Origin of the sequence: Pseudomonas sp. QE6 (genome assembly GCF_041379005.1) — a bacterium.
In the GTDB taxonomy this organism is placed as follows: Bacteria; Pseudomonadota; Gammaproteobacteria; order Pseudomonadales; family Pseudomonadaceae; genus Pseudomonas.
This window is the reverse complement of sequence record NZ_CP166873.1, coordinates 5,748,639-5,769,530: the sequence shown is the minus strand read 5'-3', so window position 1 is coordinate 5,769,530 and position 20,892 is coordinate 5,748,639. Positions and strand designations below refer to the sequence as shown.

The 20,892-nt window shown below is 66.9% G+C and carries 20 protein-coding genes and 1 pseudogene; 10 read left to right on the top strand and 11 right to left on the bottom strand.

The annotated features are described in order from the left end of the window. Nucleotides 1-3: 3 nt before the first annotated feature. The 6 genes from ACAW63_RS26340 to ACAW63_RS26315 all read left to right on the top strand — a co-directional run bounded on the left by ACAW63_RS26340 (nucleotide 4) and on the right by ACAW63_RS26315 (nucleotide 6,010). Nucleotides 4-1,176, top strand: a complete 1,173-nt coding sequence (locus tag ACAW63_RS26340; RefSeq protein ID WP_371230320.1) for a CaiB/BaiF CoA transferase family protein — start codon at nucleotides 4-6, stop codon at nucleotides 1,174-1,176. Then, entirely contained in the window at nucleotides 1,173-2,318 is a 1,146-nt protein-coding gene (locus ACAW63_RS26335) for an acyl-CoA dehydrogenase family protein (protein ID WP_371230318.1), read from the top strand. Before ACAW63_RS26340 ends, ACAW63_RS26335 begins: the two co-directional genes overlap by 4 nt. Nucleotides 2,319-2,425: 107 nt before the next feature. Next, nucleotides 2,426-3,835, top strand: coding sequence for a cytosine permease (locus ACAW63_RS26330; protein ID WP_371230316.1), 1,410 nt, complete (start codon nucleotides 2,426-2,428; stop codon nucleotides 3,833-3,835). Between the two features lie 184 nt (nucleotides 3,836-4,019). Beyond that, nucleotides 4,020-4,340, top strand: a complete 321-nt coding sequence (locus tag ACAW63_RS26325) for a ferric uptake regulator family protein (protein ID WP_371230314.1) — start codon at nucleotides 4,020-4,022, stop codon at nucleotides 4,338-4,340. Nucleotides 4,341-4,431: 91 nt separating this feature from the next. Next, nucleotides 4,432-5,538, top strand: a complete 1,107-nt coding sequence (locus tag ACAW63_RS26320; protein WP_275608307.1) for an NADH:flavin oxidoreductase/NADH oxidase — start codon at nucleotides 4,432-4,434, stop codon at nucleotides 5,536-5,538. Nucleotides 5,539-5,680: 142 nt separating this feature from the next. After that, complete coding sequence (locus ACAW63_RS26315) at nucleotides 5,681-6,010, top strand: hypothetical protein (RefSeq protein ID WP_371230312.1); 330 nt, start codon at nucleotides 5,681-5,683, stop codon at nucleotides 6,008-6,010. Between the two features lie 158 nt (nucleotides 6,011-6,168). On the opposite strand, the gene ACAW63_RS26310 is transcribed toward ACAW63_RS26315, so the two are convergent. From ACAW63_RS26310 to ACAW63_RS26265, 10 genes and pseudogenes are all read right to left on the bottom strand, one after another. Then, the gene (locus ACAW63_RS26310; protein ID WP_371234795.1) at nucleotides 6,169-6,999 is read right to left on the bottom strand and encodes a cache domain-containing protein; all 831 of its coding nucleotides are present in this window, start codon (nucleotides 6,997-6,999) and stop codon (nucleotides 6,169-6,171) included. Nucleotides 7,000-7,032: 33 nt separating this feature from the next. Continuing rightward, nucleotides 7,033-7,326, bottom strand: a pseudogene (locus ACAW63_RS26305) (methyl-accepting chemotaxis protein); the annotation flags it as partial. Nucleotides 7,327-7,506: 180 nt separating this feature from the next. Beyond that, nucleotides 7,507-7,983, bottom strand: a complete 477-nt coding sequence (locus ACAW63_RS26300) for an ester cyclase (RefSeq protein WP_371230310.1) — start codon at nucleotides 7,981-7,983, stop codon at nucleotides 7,507-7,509. 103 nt (nucleotides 7,984-8,086) lie between these two features. Continuing rightward, on the bottom strand, nucleotides 8,087-9,511 hold the full coding sequence (locus tag ACAW63_RS26295; RefSeq protein WP_371230309.1) for a gamma-aminobutyraldehyde dehydrogenase: 1,425 nt from the start codon (nucleotides 9,509-9,511) through the stop codon (nucleotides 8,087-8,089). A 103-nt stretch (nucleotides 9,512-9,614) separates the two neighbouring features. Then, complete coding sequence (locus tag ACAW63_RS26290) at nucleotides 9,615-10,421, bottom strand: ABC transporter permease (protein ID WP_017521096.1); 807 nt, start codon at nucleotides 10,419-10,421, stop codon at nucleotides 9,615-9,617. Continuing rightward, a complete protein-coding gene (locus tag ACAW63_RS26285) occupies nucleotides 10,411-11,361 on the bottom strand; it encodes an ABC transporter permease (RefSeq protein WP_371230306.1) in 951 nt (316 codons plus the stop codon). Before ACAW63_RS26285 ends, ACAW63_RS26290 begins: the two co-directional genes overlap by 11 nt. Nucleotide 11,362: 1 nt before the next feature. After that, nucleotides 11,363-12,391 (bottom strand): ABC transporter ATP-binding protein, encoded by a 1,029-nt coding sequence (locus tag ACAW63_RS26280; RefSeq protein WP_371230304.1) that lies wholly within the window; start codon nucleotides 12,389-12,391, stop codon nucleotides 11,363-11,365. 199 nt (nucleotides 12,392-12,590) lie between these two features. Beyond that, entirely contained in the window at nucleotides 12,591-13,736 is a 1,146-nt protein-coding gene (ydcS, locus tag ACAW63_RS26275) for a putative ABC transporter substrate-binding protein YdcS (protein ID WP_371230302.1), read from the bottom strand. Between the two features lie 129 nt (nucleotides 13,737-13,865). Next, nucleotides 13,866-15,320: a gamma-aminobutyraldehyde dehydrogenase gene (locus tag ACAW63_RS26270; protein ID WP_371230300.1), complete on the bottom strand. Its 1,455-nt coding sequence runs from the start codon at nucleotides 15,318-15,320 to the stop codon at nucleotides 13,866-13,868. A gap of 267 nt (nucleotides 15,321-15,587) precedes the next feature. Beyond that, on the bottom strand, nucleotides 15,588-16,499 hold the full coding sequence (locus ACAW63_RS26265) for a LysR family transcriptional regulator (RefSeq protein WP_207888017.1): 912 nt from the start codon (nucleotides 16,497-16,499) through the stop codon (nucleotides 15,588-15,590). 254 nt (nucleotides 16,500-16,753) lie between these two features. Between ACAW63_RS26265 and ACAW63_RS26260 the strand changes: the two genes are divergently transcribed. From ACAW63_RS26260 to ACAW63_RS26245, 4 genes are all read left to right on the top strand, one after another. Next, the gene (locus ACAW63_RS26260; RefSeq protein ID WP_371230299.1) at nucleotides 16,754-17,470 is read left to right on the top strand and encodes a tellurite resistance TerB family protein; all 717 of its coding nucleotides are present in this window, start codon (nucleotides 16,754-16,756) and stop codon (nucleotides 17,468-17,470) included. A 197-nt stretch (nucleotides 17,471-17,667) separates the two neighbouring features. After that, a complete protein-coding gene (locus ACAW63_RS26255; RefSeq protein WP_371230298.1) occupies nucleotides 17,668-18,444 on the top strand; it encodes a tellurite resistance TerB family protein in 777 nt (258 codons plus the stop codon). Nucleotides 18,445-18,553: 109 nt separating this feature from the next. After that, nucleotides 18,554-19,036, top strand: coding sequence for a serine protease inhibitor ecotin (eco, locus tag ACAW63_RS26250; RefSeq protein ID WP_371230297.1), 483 nt, complete (start codon nucleotides 18,554-18,556; stop codon nucleotides 19,034-19,036). Nucleotides 19,037-19,227: 191 nt separating this feature from the next. Then, on the top strand, nucleotides 19,228-19,773 hold the full coding sequence (locus ACAW63_RS26245; RefSeq protein WP_371230296.1) for a DUF4256 domain-containing protein: 546 nt from the start codon (nucleotides 19,228-19,230) through the stop codon (nucleotides 19,771-19,773). A gap of 147 nt (nucleotides 19,774-19,920) precedes the next feature. On the opposite strand, the gene ACAW63_RS26240 is transcribed toward ACAW63_RS26245, so the two are convergent. Then, entirely contained in the window at nucleotides 19,921-20,826 is a 906-nt protein-coding gene (locus ACAW63_RS26240) for a LysR family transcriptional regulator (RefSeq protein ID WP_371230294.1), read from the bottom strand. Nucleotides 20,827-20,892 lie beyond the last annotated feature (66 nt).

Below are 20,892 nucleotides of genomic sequence, written 5' to 3'. Positions count from 1 at the left end.
CGCATGAGCAATGTGACTGAACTGCCCACACCGCAGCCGCTCAACGGCGTGCGCGTACTGGATCTGAGCCGCGTACTGGCCGGCCCGCACTGTACCGCCATGCTGGCCGACCTCGGCGCCGAAGTGATCAAGTTCGAAGTGCCCGGGCATGGCGACGACAGCCGTCACCTCGGCCCATTCAAGGATGGCGAGAGCGTCTATTTCGGCCTGATCAACCGCGGCAAGCGTAGCGTTGAACTGGACTTCAAGGCGCCGGAGGACCTGGCGCGCTTCTATCAACTGGTGGCCGATGCCGACGTGGTGGTGGAGAACTTCCGGCCCGGCGTCACCCAGCGCCTGGGCATCGACTTCGATAGCCTGCGCCGGCACAACCCGAAGCTGATCTACGCGAGCATTTCCGGCTTCGGCCAGAACGGCCCGCTGTCGCGCCGCCCGGCCTACGACATCGTCGCCCAGGCGATGTCCGGGCTGATGAGCGTCAGCGGTTTCCCCGAGACCGGCCCGACCCGCAGCGGCGAGGCGCTCGGCGACCTGTGCGCCGGCGTCTACGCGGCCTGGGCGATCAGCAGCGCGCTGTTCGCCCGCGAGCATCAGGGCAGCAGCGCGCAGTACATCGACGTGGCGATGTTCGATGTGCTGGTCAGCCTGCAGATGACCGGCCTCTCCAACCTGTTCGCCCATGGCAGGGCTCCGGGCCTGGTGGGCAACCGCCACCCGGTATCGACGCCCTTCGACACCTACCGCGCCGCCGACGGCCTGGTGGTGATCGCGGTGGCCAGCGACAAGCTGTTCCGGCGCTTCTGCGAAAGCATCGGCCGCGCCGAACTGGCGGACGATCCGCGCTTCGCCGACGACCCCTCGCGTACCCGCAATGAGCAGGCACTGCGTGCCGAGATCGAGGCCTGGACTACTCAACGCGGTGTCGAGCAGGCCTGCGACCTGCTGCTGGATGCCGGTGTGCCGGCCTCCCCGGTGTGGAACCTCGCCGAGGCCACCGGCAGCGAGCAGGCGCAGGTGCGCCAACTGCTGGTGCAGGGCGCCGACGACCAGCCGCCGCTGGTGCCGCAACCGGTCTACTTCAACGGGCGCAAGCCCCACGCCGCCACGCGCGCCCCGCAACTGGGCGAAGCCAACGCCGCGTTCGGCCTCACGAAAAAAGCAGGAGCTGTGCAATGAACTTCGACATCGACGCCACCGAACTGGCCATCGTCGACTCCGCCGAGCGGGTCTGCCGCGACGTACTGGCCGCCAACGCCCAGCGCTATGACGAAGAGGAAAGCTTCTGCGCGGAAAGCCTGCGGGCCCTCGGCGAGCTGGGCTTCATGGGCATCAACCTGCCGGAAACCTATGGCGGCTTCGGCATCGGCAGCCTGGCCATGAGCCGGGTGGTCGAGGCGGTGTCGGCGGCCTGCGCCTCCACCGCGTCAGCGTTGACCGCGCACTTCCTCGCCACCGATTCGATCCTGATTGGCGGCAGCGAGGCGCAGCGCCAGGAATGGTTGCCGTGCTGCGCCAGCGGTGAACTGCTCGGCGCCTTCGGTCTGACCGAACCGGCTGCGGGCTCCAACCCGGCGGACATGCGTACCCGCGCCGTGCGCGAGGAGGACGGCTGGCGCATCCGTGGCAGCAAGCACTACATCACCAACGCCCGCGAAGCCGACTTCATCGTGCTCTACGCCAAGACCGACCCGGACGCCGGTGCCCGTGGCATCAGCGCCTTCCTGATTCCCAAGGGCACCGCCGGCGTCACCTTCGCCAACCCGGAAAAGACCATGGGGCTGCGCGGCAGCACCATCTACGAGCTGGCGCTGGACTGCTGGCTGCCGGCGGATTCCTTGCTGGGCGAGGAGAACCAGGGCTTCCGCACCGCCATGGAAGTGCTGGATCGCGGCCGCGTGGAAGTCGCCGCCATGTCGCTGGGGATCGCCCGTGCGGCCATGGAATATGCGCTGAAGTGGGTGGACGAGCGGCAGATCGGACCCAAGCCGCTGTCGGCCTACCAGGGCACCCAGTGGCGCATCGCCGACATGCACGCGCAGTTCCAGGCAGCGCGCCTGCTGACCATGCAGGCGGCCGCGCGTCGCGACAGCGGCGAACGCTTCAGCCTCGAATCGGCCACCGCCAAGCTGTTCGCCGCCGAGGCCTGCGGCTTCATCACCGATGCTGCGCTGCAACTGCACGGCGGCTACGGCTACATCCGCGATCTGCCGCTGGAGCGCTTCGTGCGTGATGCGCGGATCCTGCGGATCTTCGAGGGAACCTCCGAGGTGCAGAAGATCATCATCTCCCGCGCCGTTCTGGATGCCGCCCGCCATTGACGGCAGGTACGGGGCGGCTGTCCTGGCCGCCCCGGCGAATCAGGAAACGCTGTGCATAACAACAACAGCGCGGCCGGGTGCATCTCCGGCCGCGAGGAGAACGCTTCATGGCTGGTAAGTCCCTGATCGAAACCCGTTCCATCGATTACATCCCCGAATCCGAGCGGCATGGCCGGCTGTTCAGTCAGTTCACCCTGTGGTTCGGCTGCAACCTGCAGATCACCGCGATCGTCACCGGCGCCTTGGCCGTGGTGCTGGGCGGCGACGTGTTCTGGTCGCTGATCGGCCTGCTCATGGGCCAGGTCTTCGGCGGCGTGGTCATGGCCCTGCATGGTGCCCAGGGGCCCAAGCTGGGCCTGCCGCAGATGATCTCCAGTCGCGTGCAGTTCGGCGTGTTCGGCGCGGTCATCCCGCTGGTGCTGGTGTGCGTGATGTACGTCGGCTTCAATGCCACCGGAACGGTGCTGGCGGGGCAGGCCGTCGGCCAGCTGGCGCAGGTCAGCGATACCGTCGGCATCCTGGTCTTCGCGGCGGTGATCGTGGTGGTGACGGTTTGCGGCTACCGCGTGATCCATTGGCTGGGCAAGGCCGCCAGCGTGCTCGGCATCGTCGCCTTCGCCTACCTGTTCGTGCGGCTGCTGTCGGTCAACGACATCGGCGTGCTGCTGGAGAACCGCCACTTCGCCTGGAACACCTTCCTGTTGGCGGTCTCCCTGGCGGCGTCCTGGCAGATCGCCTTCGGCCCTTATGTCGCCGACTACTCGCGCTACCTGCCCAGCCAGACCTCGTCGCCGAAGACCTTCCTCGCCGTGGGACTGGGCTCGGTGCTCGGCTCGCAGACCTCGATGGTGCTCGGCGTATTCGCCGCGGCGCTGGCCGGCAAGGCCTTCTCCGGCCAACCGGTGGCCTACGTGGTCGGCCTGGGCGCCAGCGGCATGATGGCCGCCGCACTGTTCTTCAGCGTCGCCTTCGGCAAGGTCACCATCGCCACGCTCAACGCCTACGGCAGCTTCATGTGCATCGCCACCATCATCAGCGGCTTCCGTGGCCACCTGGAGGTGACGCGGCTGCAGCGCCTGCTGTTCGTGCTGCTGATCGTCGGCCTGTCCACCGGGCTGGCGCTGGCGGGGCAACACTCCTTCCTCGCCGCGTTCAAGTCGTTCCTGCTGTTCCTGCTGGCGTTCTTCACCCCCTGGAGCGCGATCAACCTGGTGGACTACTACTGCATTACCCGCGAGCGCTACGACATCCCGGCGCTGTCCGACCCGGACGGGCGCTATGGCCGCTGGAACTGGACCGGCATCGGCGTCTACTGCTTCGGCGTGCTGGTGCAGATGCCCTTCATCGACAGCGGCTTCTACACCGGGCCCATGGTGGAGACGCTCGGCGGGGTGGACATTTCCTGGCTGGTCGGCCTGGTGTTGCCGGCGCTGGCCTACTACCTGCTGGCGCGCAACAGCCAGGGGCATGTGCCGGCGCGGTTGATCTCGCCGGAAGCGGGCGACCCGGCGAGCTGAGCCGGCAAGGGAAGCATGCCGATGTGAAATCCCTTTGCAGGTTTTGCCCCGCTCATTCGTCTTGTTAGTCAGGAGCGTGCGCTTCGTTGCGGCGAGGCGCCACGCAGACGACAAGAACGGAGGCCCGAATGCCTGTTTCCCCTCGCTACGAACCCGTGCGTGCCATCCCGCTGGAGGTGCGCCCATGACCGTCGTCGCGGAGCTCTCCGCCCGCCGTACCCAGCGCCGCTCCCGCCAGTTGCTGGCGCTGGCCGGGCTGCGCTGCAGCCTGCCGCGCCTGAAACTGCTCGACGCGCTGTCGGTGCTGGGCAGCAGCACCGCCGCCGAGCTGCATGCGCACCTGCAGGGCTGCGGTCCGTCGATCGGCTTCGATTGTGTCAGCCAGAGCCTGCGCCGCTTGCACCAGAGCGGCATGCTGGTACGCGACACGCGCAAGCGCTACAGCCTCGCTCCCGCCTTCGATGGCGCCGTGCCGGCCAGGGCGCCGGCGCTGGCCGACGGCTGAAGCGCGGCAGCAGGCGACGATTGCCTGCATCGTCCGGCGAACCCGGTCTACAGTTGTAGTACAAGAACTGAAGACCACAGGGAGTTTCGCCATGAGCCAGTTGTTCGAGCCCTTGACCCTGCGCCAGCTGACCTTGTCCAACCGCATCGCCGTTTCCCCCATGTGCCAGTACTCCGCCCAGGACGGGCTGGCCAACGATTGGCACCTGGTCCACCTGGGGAGCCGCGCCGTGGGGGGCGCCGGGCTGGTGATAGTCGAGGCCACGGCTGTCGCCCCGGAAGGGCGGATCAGCGCCGAGGACCTGGGTATCTGGAATGACGAGCAGATCGAACCGTTGCGCCGCATCACCCGCTTCCTGGAGTCCCAGGGCGCGGTGGCCGGCGTGCAACTGGCCCATGCCGGGCGCAAGGCCAGCACCTGGGCGCCTTGGCTGGGCAAGCACGGCTCGGTGCCGATCAGCGAGGGCGGCTGGACTCCGGTGGCGCCGTCAGCCATCGCCTTCGACCCGCAGCACACCGCGCCCATCGCCCTGAGCGAAGAGCAGATGGAAACCATCAAGCAGCAGTTCGTGCGCGGCGCCGAGCGCGCCCTGGCCGCCGGCTTCAAGATCGTCGAGGTGCACGCCGCCCACGGCTACCTGCTGCATCAGTTCCTCTCGCCGCTCTCCAACCAGCGCCGCGACCAGTACGGCACCTGTTTCGAGAACCGCATCCGCTTCCTCCTGGAGGTCACCGAGGCTGTGCGCGCGGTATGGCCGCAGGAATTGCCGCTGTTCGTCCGCCTGTCCGCCACCGACTGGGTGGAGGACGGCTGGAACCCTGACGAGACGGTGGAACTGGCGCGCCGCCTGAAGGACCTGGGCGTGGACCTGATCGACGTGTCCTCCGGCGGCACGGCAGTGAACGCCGAGATTCCGGTAGGGCCGGGCTACCAGACGCAGTTCTCCGAGCGCGTGCGCAAGGAGGCCGGGGTTGCCAGCGGCACCGTCGGCATGATCACCGAGCCGGTCCAGGCCGAGCACATCCTGCGTACCGGCCAGGCCGACCTGATCCTGCTGGCCCGCGAGCTGCTGCGCGATCCTTACTGGCCGTTGCACGCCGCCGACGAGCTCGGCGGCCAGCCGGTCCCGTGGCCGCCGCAGTATCTGCGTGCCGCCCAGCGTGGTACGCCGCAGCGCAAGGCGTTCGGGCAGGTCTGACGCCTCACCGGGTCACGCGGGGTTGGCTCCGCGTGACCCGGTCATGCAAAAAATGAAATGTGATGTGTGTCACAGCTCGCCATTCCGGTGCTAGGCTTGCACTGCTCGCGCAAGGACTGCGCAATCACCCACCGGAGCACGCATGGACGCACCTGCCACGCCCGTCGCCATCCCGCAATCCGAGATCGCCTTGTTGGCGAACATCCTTGCGCTCGCCACCCGCAACATGACCAACCTCAGCACCCTGATTACCCAGCTGTCGGTGGAGCTCGGCCACAGTCCGGACCCGCACCTGCAACGCGTGGGGCAGCGGGTGCTGGCGGATGTGGACGTGTTGTCGAAGTCGCTGGACACCCAGTGGGAACTGATCGGCGCCCTGGCGCGCTATTGTCCGCTGCTGGCGCGGACGCCGCTGGTGAAGCCGACGCTGGTGACGGAAATCCATATTACCGAGTTGCCGGACAGGGCGTAGGGCGTACAACCGTTCGCGGTTGTACGCCGGTACACCGAACGTATCGACGGCCCCGCAGCCAGGTTCGGAGCGCCCTGAGACAGTCGTCAGGCGGCATATAACGTCCAACGTTATACGCCCCATGTGTCCAGGCGCCCTAAGGGCGCCCCTGCCGACTTTCACTCCCCCGCCTGCGCCAGCTCGAAGCTCATCATCAGGGCCCAGGGGGCATCGCTGTCGCCCACGCGGATGGGCTCCAGCAATTCCACGCGACGGCCTTTCACCTGCTCCCAGCGCTTGCCCTGGGCGATGGCGGCGCGCGCTTCCTGTGACAGTTCGCCGGCCTTGTCGCCCAGACGGCGGGCGTCGGGGTGGGTGACGTAGACGCCGGCATTCGAGATCAGCGTGTAGTGGCCGTTGCCCATGGGCGTGAGCTTGCCGAGGCTTTCCTGCAACTGGTGCAGGGTGTAGTCGGCGCCGAGGATGCCGAGGAAGCGGCCGTTGGCGAACATCGGCGACATGAACGAGGTCATCAGCACGGTGCTGCCGCCGACGCTGTACTCGTAGGGCTCCATGAACACGTCGCGGCCCTTGTCGCGGGGAATCTGGTACCAGTCGCCGCTGCCGTCGGCCTTGTCGTAGCCGACCAGGCATTCGCGCTGGGCTACGCCGCTGCCGCGGTGCCAGTAGGCCATGAGGCGACCGCTGGCGTCGTGCCCCGGCGCGCCGACGAACTCGGCGTCGCGGCCGTCGAAGGCGTTGGGCTCGCAGCCGCAGGCGAAGGCCAGCAGGTCGGGATTGCGGGTCAGGTATTCGTGCATCACCGCGTCGATCTGCTCGCGCTGCGGGCCGAGGTTGCGGGTTTTCATGCCGATCAGGAAGTTCTTCAGGCCGTAGAGCGCGGTGGCCATCACGGCGAAGCGCGCCTCCAGGCGCTGGGTCTCGCTGGCCAGGACGACGCGGGCGGTGTCCAGCAGGCTGGAATGTTCGGCCTGTTCGACGTCGGCCAGGGCCTTGGCGCTTTCGCTCTTGATCGAGGCGACGACGTTGCCGATGTCGGCGGTGGCGTTGGCCGACTGGGTGGCCAGGCGGCGCACCTCGTCGGCGACCACCGCGAAGCCGCGCCCGCTTTCCCCGGCGCGGGCGGCTTCGATGGCGGCGTTCAGCGCCACCAGGTTGGTGTTCTTGGCGATCTGCTTGATGACTTCCGAGACCTTGCTGATCTGCGTCCAGCGCACGTTGAGGTCGGCGATCAGCTGCTTGACCTGGTCGATGGTGGAGCGGGTGCTGGAGCTGTCCTCGGCCTTGGCGGGCCGTTTTTCGAGTGTGCTTTGCATGGCTTGCGACTGCTGTGACGGGTGAGGGCAGATGGGAAGGTGAGGGCCGCTTTCTTCTAGTGTCAGCCGCGCCCGGAGGCGCGGCTGTGCGAGGCGCTGGTGGTCGCTACGCAGGGCGAATAATGCACAGCGGGCGGATAGCCCGTTCCGGGCTATGCGCCCTGCGTTTCTGTGGCGGCCTTACCAGCCGAGCTGCTTGTGCAGGCCCAGGGCGTCGTAGTAATCCCCCTGGTAGACGATCTTGCCGTTCTTCACCTTCACGTAGCTCACGCCGTCGAACGACAGCGGCTTGTTGGTGGCCGGGGTCTGGGCGTCCCAGGCGCCGGTGTTGGTGCCGCTGAAGGTCCACTGGAAGGCGATGCCGTCCTTGTCGACGATCGGCTTGCCATTCATCTTCCATTTCAGGTCCGGCACGGCCCCCACGAACACCTTGATCACGTTGTCGCGCGCGGCTTCGCGGCCCTTCTGCGGGGTGCCGACGGTGACGTCGAAATACTCCGCATCCTTGGCCAGGTAGCCGGCGGCCTTCTCGGCATCGTGGGCGTTCCACGCGGCCATGTAGGCGTCGACGATCTGTTTGGGCGACTCTGCCGCCTGGGCCAGGCCGGCGAGGGTGAACAGCGACAGCAGGTAAAACGCTCTGACGAGGTGACGCATGCTTGCCTCCGTTGCGGGCGTGCCCGCGGGTTGTCGGCCGGGCGGCCGATGAGTGCGGCGCCACGCACGGCGTGGCGCCGGGTTCTACTGACTGTGGTCAGGATCAGTGCTTGATCATCACGTGACGGATCGCGGTGTAGTCTTCCAGGCCGTACATGGACATGTCCTTGCCGTAGCCCGACAGCTTCATGCCGCCGTGGGGCATCTCGGTGGTCAGCATGAAGTGGGTGTTGACCCAGGTGCAGCCGTACTGCAGGCGGGCCGACAGGCGATGGGCGCGGCCGATGTCGCTGGTCCACACCGAGGAGGCCAGGCCGTAGTCGGAGTCGTTGGCCCAGGCCAGTGCCTGCGCTTCGTCGTCGAACTCGGTGACCGAAACCACCGGGCCGAAGATTTCGCGGCGGACCACTTCGTCGTCCTGGCGGGCGCCGGCCAGTACGGTCGGCTCGAAGAAGAAGCCCGGACGGTCGGCACGCTTGCCGCCGGTGACCACTTCGATGTGCGGCACCTGGCGTGCGCGCTCGACGAAGCCGATGACGCGTTCCAGGTGCTGCTCGGTGATGACCGGGCCCAGCTCGGTGTTCGGGTCGTCCTGCTCGCCGTACTGGATGCTGGCCACCGCTTCGCCGAGCTTCTGCACGAACTTGGCATAGATACCCTTCTGCGCGTAGATGCGGCAGGCAGCGGTGCAATCCTGGCCTGCGTTGTAGAAGCCGAAGGTGCGGATGCCTTCCACGGCGGCGTCGATGTCGGCGTCGTCGAAGATGATCACCGGAGCCTTGCCGCCCAGTTCCATGTGCATGCGCTTCACGGTGTCGGCGGTGCCGGCGATGATGCGGCTGCCGGTGGCGACCGAACCGGTCAGGGAAACCATGCGCACTTTCGGGTGGGTGGTCAGCGGCTCGCCGACGCTCGGGCCGCGGCCGAAGACCAGGTTGACCACGCCGGCGGGGAAGATGCCGGCCATCAGCTCGGCCAGGCGCAGGGCGGTCAGCGGGGTCTGCTCGGAGGGCTTGAGCACCACGGTGTTGCCGGCGGCCAGGGCCGGGCCGAGTTTCCACGCGACCATCATCAGCGGGTAGTTCCACGGCGCGATGGAGGCGACCACGCCCACCGGGTCGCGGCGGATCATCGAGGTGTGGCCCGGCAGGTATTCGCCGGCGGCGGAGCCTTGCATCACACGGCAGGCGCCGGCGAAGAAGCGGAACACGTCGGCCACGGCCGGCAGTTCGTCGTTCAGCGCGGCGGTGTAGGGCTTGCCGCAGTTGTTGGATTCCAGGCGGGCCAGTTCCTCGGCGTTGGCGTCGATGGCGTCGGCCAGTTGCAGCAAGAGCAGGGAGCGGTCTTTGGGCGCAGTCTGCGACCAGCTGTCGAAGGCGGCGTCGGCGGCCAGCACGGCGGCGTCGACCTGGGCCGGGGTGGCCTCGGCGATCTCTACCAGGGTGGTGCCCAGGGATGGGTTCAGGACGGCGAGTTTCTCGCCTTCGCCAGCGACCAGTTGGCCGTTGATCAGCAGTTTGGTTTGCATGGTTGGGTCCTCTTGTTCAGGAGCGTGGTGCAAATTCGGTTGGGGTGTTTCTTTTTAGGGGCCTGCCGGTTTTGGGGCGGCGGGCCTGAGGGGTTCTGTTGGCTTACTTGCCGCTGCCCGCCACGCCCTCGCCACCCTTGGTCAGGTAGTAGGCGCCAAGGATCGGCAGCATGGTCACGATCATCACCAGCATCGCCACCACGTTGGTCACCGGCACGTCGCGCGGGCGGCCCAGCTGGTTGAGCAGCCAGATCGGCAGGGTACGTTCGTGGCCGGCGGTGAAGGTGGTGACGATGATCTCGTCGAAGGACAGCGCGAACGCCAGCATGCCGCCCGCCAGCAGCGCCGAGCCGAGGTTCGGCAGGATCACGTAGCGGAAGGTCTGCCAGCCGTCGGCGCCCAGGTCCATCGAGGCTTCGATGAGGCTGTGGGAGGTACGGCGGAAGCGTGCGATGACGTTGTTGTAGACGATCACCACGCAGAAGGTGGCATGGCCGATGACGATGGTCAGGAAGCCCGGCTCTATGCCGAGGGTCTTGAACGCCGACAGCAGCGCGATGCCGGTGATGATGCCGGGCAGGGCGATCGGCAGGATCAGCATCAGCGAGATGCCTTCCTTGCCGAAGAAGTCGCGGCGATACAGCGCGGCCGCGGCCAGGGTGCCCAGCAGCATGGCGATCAGCGTGGCGATGCTGGCGATCTTCACCGACAGCTCGATGGCTTCGAGCACGTCCTGGCGCGCGAAGGCGACGCTGAACCAGTGCAGGGTGAAGCCCTTGGGCGGGAAGCTGAAGGCCGCGTCCTCGGTATTGAAGGCGTACAGGAAGATGATCAGGATCGGGAAGTGCAGGAACACCAGCCCGCCCCAGGCGGCCGCTTTGAGCCCCCAGGATGCTTTCTCAGAGTGCATCGAAGGCCCCCAGACGTTTGACGATGGACAGGTACACGGCGATCAGCACGATGGGCACCAGGGTGAAGGCGGCGGCCATCGGCATGTTGCCGATCGCGCCCTGCTGGGCGTAGACCATGCTGCCGATGAAGTAACCGGGCGGGCCCACCAGCTGCGGCACGATGAAGTCGCCCAGGGTCAGGCTGAAGGTGAAGATCGAGCCGGCGGCGATGCCGGGAATCGACAGCGGCAGGATCACCTGGAAGAAGGTCTGGCGCGGGTACGCGCCGAGGTCCGCCGAGGCTTGCAGCAGGGACGGCGGCAGGCGTTCCAGGGAGGCCTGGATCGGCAGGATCATGAACGGCAGCCAGATGTACACGAACACCAGGAAGCGTCCGAAGCTGGAGGTGGACAGGGTGTTGCCACCGACGCCCGGCAGGCCCAGCAACAGGTTCAGCACGGGCTCGAGACCGAGGTGCTGGACGAACCACATCGCCACGCCGCCCTTGGCCAGCAGCAGGGTCCAGGCATAGGCCTTGACGATGTAGCTGGCCCACATCGGCATCATCACGGCGATGTAGAAGAACGCCTTGGTCTTGCCGGTGGTGTAGCGCGCCATGTAGTAGGCGATGGGGAAGGCCACCGCGCCACTGGCGATGGACACCGCGACCGCCATCAGCACGGTGCGCTGGATGATGTCGAAGTTGGAGCCGCTCAGCAGCGAGCCGAAGTTGGCCCAGGTCAGGTCCGGCGTCACCGTCATGGTGAAGTCGTCGAAGGTGTAGAAGCCCTGCCACAGCAGCGTCAGCAGCGAGCCGAGGTAGATCGCGCCGAACCACAGCAGCGGCGGGATCAGCAGCAGCGAGAGGTACAGCGTCGGCTTGCGGTACAGCAGGTTCGACAGCCGGCGCAGCGGGCCATTGGCAGCCGCCTGTACCGGTGCATTCATCGTCAGTTCCATGTCACGCGCCCTCGTTCAGCGCCACCATGGCCTCACGGGACCAGCGAGCGGTCACGCGCTGGCCGGGCTGGTGGGCGAGGTCGACGTCGGCCCACTGGCTGTTGGCCTGGCTGAGGCAGAGGTTCTGGCCGTTGTCCAGACGAATCTCGTAGCGGGTCGCCGCGCCCTGGTACTGGATGTCGTGCAGCAGGCCGCTGATCTCGATGTCCGAGGCGGCGCGCTCGCCAGTGGCGAAACGGATGTGCTCGGGGCGGATGGAGAAGGGCTGGGCGTTGCCGGTGAGATGCTGGGCGATGTCACCGCGCAGTACGTTGGAGGTGCCGACGAATTCCGCCACGAACGGCGTGGCCGGCTTCATGTAGAGGTTGCGCGGGGTGTCGACCTGCTCGATGCGGCCCTTGTTGAACACCGCGACGCGGTCGGACATGGACAGCGCTTCGCTCTGGTCGTGGGTCACGAAGATGAAGGTGATGCCCAGCTGGCGCTGCAGCTTCTTCAGTTCGCTCTGCATCTGCTCGCGCAGCTTGAGGTCGAGGGCGCCGAGGGGTTCGTCCAGCAGCAGTACGCGCGGACGGTTCACCAGGGCGCGGGCCAGGGCCACGCGCTGGCGCTGGCCGCCGGAGAGCTGCACCGGCTTGCGCACGCCATAGCCGCCCAGGGCGACCATGCCGAGGGCTTCTTCGGCGCGCTTCAGGCGCTCGGCCTTGGCGATGCCTTTCACCTTCAGGCCGTAGGCGACGTTCTCCAGCACGCTCATGTGCGGGAACAGCGCGTAGTCCTGAAACACGGTGTTGACGTCGCGCTGGTAGGGCGGCAGGCCGGCGGCCTCCTCGCCATGGATGCGGATGGAGCCTGCGCTGGGTTGCTCGAAGCCGGCGATCAGGCGCAGGCAGGTGGTCTTGCCCGAGCCCGACGGGCCGAGCATGGAGAAGAACTCGCCGTCCTTGATGTCGATGGACACCCGGTCAACGGCTTTCACCTCGCCGAACTGGCGGGAGACCTGGGTGAATTGAACAGCGGGGGTGGTCATGGTGCACGCTCCAGGGGGCAGGAATCCGGCGTAGGGGAGCCCTGCCCGTGAATCTGAGATACGGGTGAATCGATGCGATCGGATGGATGCCGTGGTTCGCCGGGAGGCGATCCGCACGGGGCGGGTTCGCGAGCAAACTCGCTCCTACGAAGAGCCGGACTCCCTGTAGGAGCGAGCTTGCTCGCGAACGCTCTGCGGCTTAGCGGCCGCCCATGATCCCGATGTAGTCCTGGGTCCAGCGGCTGTAGGGGACGAACTTGCCGCCCTCGGCCACCGGGGTCTTCCAGAACGCGATCTTGTCGAACTGGTTGTAGCCGTTGGTGGCACAGCCTTCGCCGCCCAGCAGGGTGCTGGCCTTGCAGCCTTCCGGCACCGCCGGCACGGAGCCGAACCAGGCCGCCACGTCGCCTTGCACCTTGGGTTCCAGCGACCAGTTCAGCCACTTGTAGGCGCAGCTCGGGTGCTGGGCTTCGGCATGCAGCATGGTGGTGTCGGCCCAGCCGGTGACGCCTTCCTTCGGGAACACGGTGCCGATCGGTTGACCTTCGGCCTTCAGGGCGTTGGCCTGGTACGGCCAGGCGCCGGAAGCGGCGACGCCTTCGTTCTTGAAGTCGCTCATCTGCACGGTGGTGTCGTGCCAGTAGCGGTGGATCAGCTCATGCTGCTTGCGCAGCAGTTCGACCACGGCCGCGTACTGCTTCTCGTCGAGCTGGTACGGGTCGGTGATGCCCAGTTCCGGCTGGGTGGCCTTCAGGTACAGCGCGGCGTCGGCGACGTAGATCGGGCCGTCGTAGGCCTGCACGCGGCCCTTGTTCGGCTTGCCGTCGGGCAGGTTCTGCGCCTCGAAGACGACCTTCCAGCTGTCCGGCGCGGTGGGGAAGACCTTGGTGTTGTACATCAGCAGGTTCGGGCCCCACTGGTACGGCGCGCCGTAGGTCTTGCCGTTGACCACGTACCAGGCGGCGTCCTTCAGGCGCGGGTCGATGTTCTTCCAGTTGGGGATCAACGACGGGTCGATCGGTTGCACGCGCTTGCCGTAGATCAGGCGCAGGGAGGCGTCGCCCGAGGCGGTGACCAGGTCGTAGCCGCCCTTGGCCATCAGACTGACCATCTCGTCGGAAGTGGCGGCGGTCTTCACGTTGACCTGGCAGCCGGTGTCCTTCTCGAACTGGGTGACCCAGTCGTAGTTCTTGTCGGACTGGCCGCGTTCGATGTAGCCGGGCCAGGCGATGATGTCCAGGCGGCCTTCGCCCTTGCCGACTTCCTTCAGGGCCTCGGCGGCCTGGACGCCGGCGCTGGCCAGCAGGGCGGTGGTGATGGCACTGAGCAGTGCGGTCTTGCGCATCGGGTGTCTCCCTCTCGTTGTTGTCTCTATTGGTGGGGCAGTTCAATCGAGCAACCACCCTCGTGCGAGCGGGCGCGCCGATTCGCCGGGGTGTTTTCTTATGGGCCGGCGGGGCGCCGCCGGGGTCGTTCAATCCAGTTGCTGGCCGTGGCGCGCCATGATGTGGCGCACCACGCTGTAGTCCTGCAGCGAGTCGCTGGACAGGTCCTTGCCGTAGCCCGAGCGCTTGAGCCCGCCGTGGGGCATCTCGCTGGCGAGCATGAAATGGGTGTTGATCCAGGTGCAGCCGTACTGCAGGCGGTTGGCGATCTGGAAGGCCTTGTCCAGGTTCTGCGTCCACACCGAGGAGGCCAGGCCGTACTCGGAGTCGTTGGCCCAGTCCACCGCCTGTTCCAGCTGGTCGAAGCGGGTCACGGTGACGACCGGGCCGAACACTTCGCGCTGGACGATCTCGTCCTGCTGCTTGCAGCCGGCCAGCAGGGTCGGCTGGTAGTAGAAGCCGGGGCCCGAGTGCACGGCGGCGCCGGTGACGCGTTCGATGTGCGGCTGGCCGAGGGCGCGCTCGACGAAGCTGGCCACGCGGTCGCGTTGGCGGGCGCTGATCAGCGGGCTGATCTCGTTGTCGGCGTCGCGCTTGCGGGCGAAGCGGATGCTCGCCACGGCGTCGCCCAGTTCGGCGACGAGACGGTCGTGGATGCCGGCCTGGGCATAGATGCGGCAGGCGGCAGTGCAGTCCTGCCCGGCGTTGTAGTAACCGTGGGTGCGTATGCCCTGGACCACGGCTTCGAGGTCGGCGTCGTTGCAGACGATCACTGGCGCCTTGCCGCCCAGTTCCAGGTGGGTGCGTTTGAGGGTGCGCGAGGCGGCCTGGAGAATCTTCTGCCCGGTAACGATGTCGCCGGTGAGCGAGACCATGCGCACCTTCGGGTGGCTGACCAGGTGGCTGCCGACACCTTCGCCGCCGCCGCAGACGATGTTGATCACGCCGGCCGGGAGGATTTCCGCCAGGGCCGGCGCCAGCGCCAGGATGCTCAGCGGCGTGTGTTCGGACGGCTTGAACACCAGCGTGTTGCCGGCGGCCAGGGCGGGGGCGATCTTCCACGCCGCCATCATCAGCGGATAGTTCCACGGTGCGATGGAGGCGACCACGCCCACCGGGTCGCGGCGCACCATGCTGGTGTGTCCGGGCACGTATTCGCCGGCCAGTTGGCCCTGCTGGCAGCGCACGGCGCCGGCGAAGAAGCGGAACACGTCGGCGGTGGCCGGGATGTCGTCCTGGCGCGCCAGGTGCAGCGGCTTGCCGCAGTTCAGCGATTCCAGTTGGGCGAGATCGTTGGCGCGCTTGTCGATGGCATCGGCGATGGCGAGCAGGGCGGTGGCGCGCTGCGCGGGCGTGGTGCGAGCCCAGGCGGGGAAGGCGCGGTGCGCGCTGGCGATGGCCTGCTCGACCTGGTCGATGGAGCCGTCGGCGATGCTGATGAGGGTTTCGCCCGTGGTCGGGTTGATGATCGGTTCGGCCATGCCTTCGCCGGCGACCAGTTGGCCGTCGATCAGCAAGGCGGTATGCAGGGTGGCACCGGTCATCTTGGAAACTCGTCTTTTATCTGTCTTGTTTTCGGGGGCCATGTGCGTGCTCCGGCGTAGGGGCATTGCCCGGAACTGGCCCTTTGGTATGGGACGAGAGACTAGAGTCCGGGCGTGGGGTCGACAAATTCTAATTACTGAAAGCGCCATTCGATTAAATCGAATGGCTGGAAGTCGTAGGGCGCATAACGCTCCAGGCGTTATCCGCCGCAGATTCAGCGCCAAACCTTATCGGCGGATAACCGCAAGCGGTTATTCGCCCTACGTCTAAATGGACAGCCTCTTCGCGTTGGGCTGCTCGCGGGCGACGGTGAGGAACGGGTCCACCAGTGGCGGCCGCGCGGTGCCGCGACGCCAGGCAAGGCCCACGTCCAGTGGTTCGGACAGGTCCACCAGCGGCCGCGCCTCGATGATGTCGCCTTCCAGTGACCAGGGGCGGTAGGTCATGTCCGGCTGGATCGAAAGCCCCAGGCCTGCCGCCACCAGGCTTCGTACCGCTTCCACGGACGCCGTGCGCAGCGTCACCTGCGGCACCAGTCCGGCGCGGGACCAGATGCGCTGGGTATGCAGGCCCATCTCGTCGGCGTTCAGCTGGATCAAGGGTTCGCCGGCCACATCGGCCAGGCCGATGCTGTCGCGCTCCAGCAGAGGGTGCTGCGCCGGCAGCCAGAGGCGGTGCGGCGAGTGGGTCAGCACCTCGGTCTGCAGGGCGTGGCGGTCTTCCAGGTTGGAGAGGATCAGCACGCCGACGTCGATCTCGCCGCTGACCAGCAGGTGCTCGATGTACGGGCGCTCGTCCTCCACCACGCGGGTCTGCACGTTGGGGTAGGCGCGCTGGAAACGGTTGATCAGGTCCGCCAGGTAGTAGCCCGCCACCAGGCTGGTCACGCCGATGGTGAGGCTGCCGGCCACCTGGTCGGTGCTCTGCTGCAGGCTGCGCTTGGCGTTCTCCACCGTGGCCAGGATCAGGTGTGCCTGGCGCAGGAACTGGTGCCCCTGGTGGGTCAGGGTCATGCCCTTGGCGTGGCGGTCGAACAGGCGTACGCCGATTTCCTCCTCCAGTTGCTGGATGGCCAGCGTCAGGGTCGACTGGGAAATGAATACGGCCTGGGCGGCAGCTGAGATCGAGCCGGTCTCGGCGACGGCGATGAAGTGGCGGATCTGGCGGAGCGTCATCATGGGCGGTGGGCCGCTTGCGAGTCGGTGATGGCAGAGTGCGTGCGTCTAGGACGGCACTCCAGCGATTTTCATTGTTGATTATCGAAAATCTATAGGAGCATTCTTTTTTATCGAATGAAAGCCGCTTATCGCACTGCGGGTCCGCTGGGAAAGGCTCGCAATATTCGGAAGCACACTGCAGCTCCGTCTGAATCGCCCGTCGGGCTAGAGTCGGAATCCACATTTTTCGATTCCAAGAGACAGTGGAGATCGCCATGAACACACGCGGCCTGCTCGACCAGTTGCTCAGATCCGGCCAGGACCTCCTGCAGAACAAGGGCGTGGCCCGGCAGGACGGCGGCCAACCCTCTTCGTCCGGCAAGGGCGGCCTGGACCTCGGCAGTCTGCTCTCCGGCGCCGGTGGTGGCGCCCTGGCGGCGGGCGCGCTGGGCCTGCTGATGGGCAGCAAGAAGGCGCGCAAGATCGGCGGCAAGGTCGTCACCTACGGCGGCCTCGCGGCACTCGGCGTGCTCGCCTACAAGGCCTACGGCGACTGGCAGCAGAAGCAGGCCAGCGCTCCGCGCGGCGAACCGCAGACCGTCGACCGCCTGCCGCCGGCCCAGGCCGAACAGCACAGCCACGCGATCCTGCGGGCCATCGTTGCCGCCGCCAAGGCCGACGGCCATATCGACGATCGCGAACGCCAGCTGATCGACGGCGAGATCGCCAAGCTCACCGGCGATGTCGAGCTGCAGGGCTGGCTCGACCGCGAACTGGCCAAGCCGCTGGATCCGGCCGAAGTCGCCCGCGCCGCCACCAGCGAGGAAATGGCCGCCGAGATGTACCTGGCCAGCCTGCTGATGATCGACGAAACCAACTTCATGGAACGCGCCTACCTCGACGAGCTGGCCCGCCAGTTGAGCCTCGACGCCGGCCTCAAGGTCGAACTGGAAGCCCAGGCGCACAAGGCCCTGCAAGCCGTGCCGGCATGAAAGGCGTGATCCCCCTCGCAATCGCCCGCAATGGCTCGCGCCGGGACGCCTGGCTCCGGTATTGAGCGCGTCGGCCCGATAGGCTCCGTCGCCGGGGGGGCCGACCACTGCGGGCCGGCCGGCGGACAGCGCTGGCGCATCGGTGTGGCAGGACTATCGTTGCCCAACGCACACCGCGCGAAGGCGAGGGACTTGTCATGAACACAACCGATCTACTGGAACAACTGCTGCGGGCCGGGCAGGGCTCGGCGGCGCAACAGCAACAGGGCGGCGCGGACCCGCTGGGTGGCCTGGGTGGTCTGCTCGGCGGGCTGCTGGGTGGCGGCGCCGGCGGTGGCCTGGGTTCGATCCTCGGCGGCGGTAGTGGCGGTGGCGCGGGTGGTCCTGGCGGCCTGGGTGGTGTGCTGGGCAGCATGCTCGGCGGTGGCAACAGCGGTGGTGGCGGTATGCCGCAAGGCCGCTCCAGCGCTGGTGGCGTCAACTACGCCATGCTCGCCTCGCTGGGCATGATGGCCTTCCAGGCCTACCAGAACTGGCAACGCCAGCAGAGCGCCAACGTCGCGCAGCAGCCGTCGCTGACCACCGTCGACCAGCTCGAAGGTCCGGAGGCCGAAGCCCACAGCCACGCCATTCTGCAGGCCATGCTGGCGGCGGCCAAGGCGGACGGCCGTATTGACCAGCGCGAACAGGCCGCCATCCGGGCCGAGTTGCAGCGCCATGCCGGCGAGCCGCAACTGCAAGCGTGGATCGACGCCGAGATGCGCAAGCCGCTGGATGCCGCCGAAGTCGCCCAGGCCGCTCAGGGTGATCCCGCCGTGGCCGCGGAGATGTATCTGGTCAGCGTGATGTTGGTGGACGACCAGCAGGACGCCGAACGTACCTACCTCGACGAACTCGCCTACAACCTCAACCTCGCTCCCGAGCTGCAGGCGCATCTGGAGCAGCAGGCGAAGGCTGGTGGCGAAGTAGCTTGATACAACTCAGGGCAAAGCTGTAGGAGCATTCGTACAGTTTCAGGGTCAGAGGGCTTCGACGAACGCACCCATGCGGTGCGTTCGTTCTTCAATTCTGCAAGGAGGCTTCATGCCGTTCATTCGATTCATCCTCCCCACCGCGCTGCTGCTCGGCGCCACCGCCACCCTGGCCAATGCGGCCAAGCTCGAAGACGTCGCGCCCTATCCCAAGGCCGAGGATGGCTTTGTCCGCCAGGTCATCCACCTGCCCAGGCAGGCCCATGAAGAAGACTTCAAGGTCGAAGTGCTGGCCGGCAAGACGCTGACCGTCGACTGCAATCGCCAGCGTCTGGGCGGCACCCTGGAAGAGAAGACCCTGGAAGGCTGGGGCTACTCCTACTACCGCCTGGACAAGGTCAGCGGCCCGGCGAGCACCCTGATGGCCTGCCCGGACGGCAAGACCCGCAAGGACTTCGTGCCGGTGGTCGGCGACGGCTTCGTGCTGCGCTACAACAGCAAGCTGCCGATCGTGGTCTACGCGCCCAAGGACGTGGAAGTGCGCTATCGCATCTGGTCGGCGTCCGATACGGTCCAGCACGCCCGCGCCGAGTAACCCGACTCCCTGCGGGGCATCCCCTGTAGGAGCGAGCTTGCTCGCGAACAAACGCCTCGTCGGCCCCGAAGCCTGACACGTTCGCGAGCAAGCACCCGGCGCCGCCCCGTCTCCTGAGAAGGCGCCGAACGAGCATTGCCGCTACGCTGAGCCGACCCCTCGAAGGACTGGCTGCTCGAATGGAGACCCCGATGAACGCCAAACAACGCACCGACCTGGTGAGCGTGCTGCAAGCACGTTTCGAAAAGCACGCCAGCCGTCATCCCGATATCGACTGGGCCCGGGTCCAGGCCCGGCTGGAGTCCAGCCCGGAGAAGCTGCGTTCGCTGCAGGAAATGGAAAACACCGGCGGCGAACCGGACGTGGTCGGGCAGGACGAGTCCACTGGCGAATACCTCTTCGTCGACTGCTCCGCGGAAAGTCCCGCCGGCCGTCGCAGCCTCTGCTTCGACCGCGAGGCGCTGGATGCCCGGAAGGAGAACAAGCCCGCCGGCAGCGCCCTGGAGCAGGCCCAGGCCATGGGCATCGAACTGCTCAGCGAAGCGCAGTACCGCGAACTGCAAACGCTCGGCGAGTTCGACCTCAAGACCTCCAGCTGGGTGCAGACCCCGCCGGCCATTCGCAAGCTCGGTGGTTCGCTGTTCTGCGACCGCCGCTACGACACCGTGTTCGTCTACCACAACGGCGCGCAGTCCTATTACGCCGCGCGTGGGTTCCGGGGTGTGTTGCGGGTGTGATGTCGCTTGCTCTTTGTAGGACGACAGCGATCTCCGCTCTGGATGCACCGGTAGAGCTACGCTCCTACGAGATCAAGAGCTTCACACCCTAATCCTCTCCCAGCTTTCGACCTTGAAGCCGTCGATCAGCAGAGGCGCATCGGCGCCCTACGTCAGCGTTGCGCCCTTGCCGCCGACCAGCATCTGTTGTTCGCGCTCGCACAGCGCGAGCAGAAAATCCCACACCAGTCTCAGCCTCACCGACCGGTGCAACTCCCGCCGCGTGCACATCCAGTATTCCCGCTCGATGAATTCCTCCGGCAGCACCGGCACCAGCAGCGGGTCATTCAGGCCCATGTACTGCGGCAGGATGGCGATACCAATGCCGGCCTGGGCAGCCTGCTGCTGGGCGACCACGCTGGTGCTGCGGAACACCACCTGCGGGTGGCGGCAGAAGCTGTGGTGGAACAGCAGTTCCTGGCTGAACAGCAGGTCGTCGACGTAGCCGATCCAGGGATGCTGGCTCAGGTCCTCGCGGTCGCGCAGGGGCGGGGCGGAGGCGAGGTAGGCGGGGCTGGCGAACAGGCTCAGGCGGTAGCGGGTGAGGCGGCGGCTGATCACCAGGTCGGCGCTGGGGCGTTCCAGGGTGATGGCGATGTCCGCCTCGCGGTTGGTGATGCTGACGAAGCGCGGCACCGAGACCAGTTCCACTTCCAGCCCCGGGTAGCGGCGCATCAGTTCGCCCATGCGCGGGGCGAGGAACATGGTGCCCAGGCCTTCGGTGACGCCGATGCGGATCTGCCCCAGCGGCGAGATGGCCTGGCTCATTTCCTCCTGGGCGAGCAGGGCGGTGTTCTCCATGGCCTCGGCGTGCTTGAGCAGCGCCTGCCCGGCGGGGGTGAGCTGGTAGCCGCCGGTGTGCTGGGCGAAGAGCTGGGTGCCGAGGTCGCGCTCGATGTTCTCGATATGCCGCGCCACCGTGGCGTGGGTGGTGTTTAGACGCTTGGCGGTGGTCAGCAGGCGGCCGCTGCGGTGCAGCTCCAGGAAGTAGCGCAGGTCATTCCAGTCGAACATCTCGGCGGTCCTTGTTGTTAGAAAACGCACAGCAGCTGACTCGAAACGATTGTTCTTTTATCACGA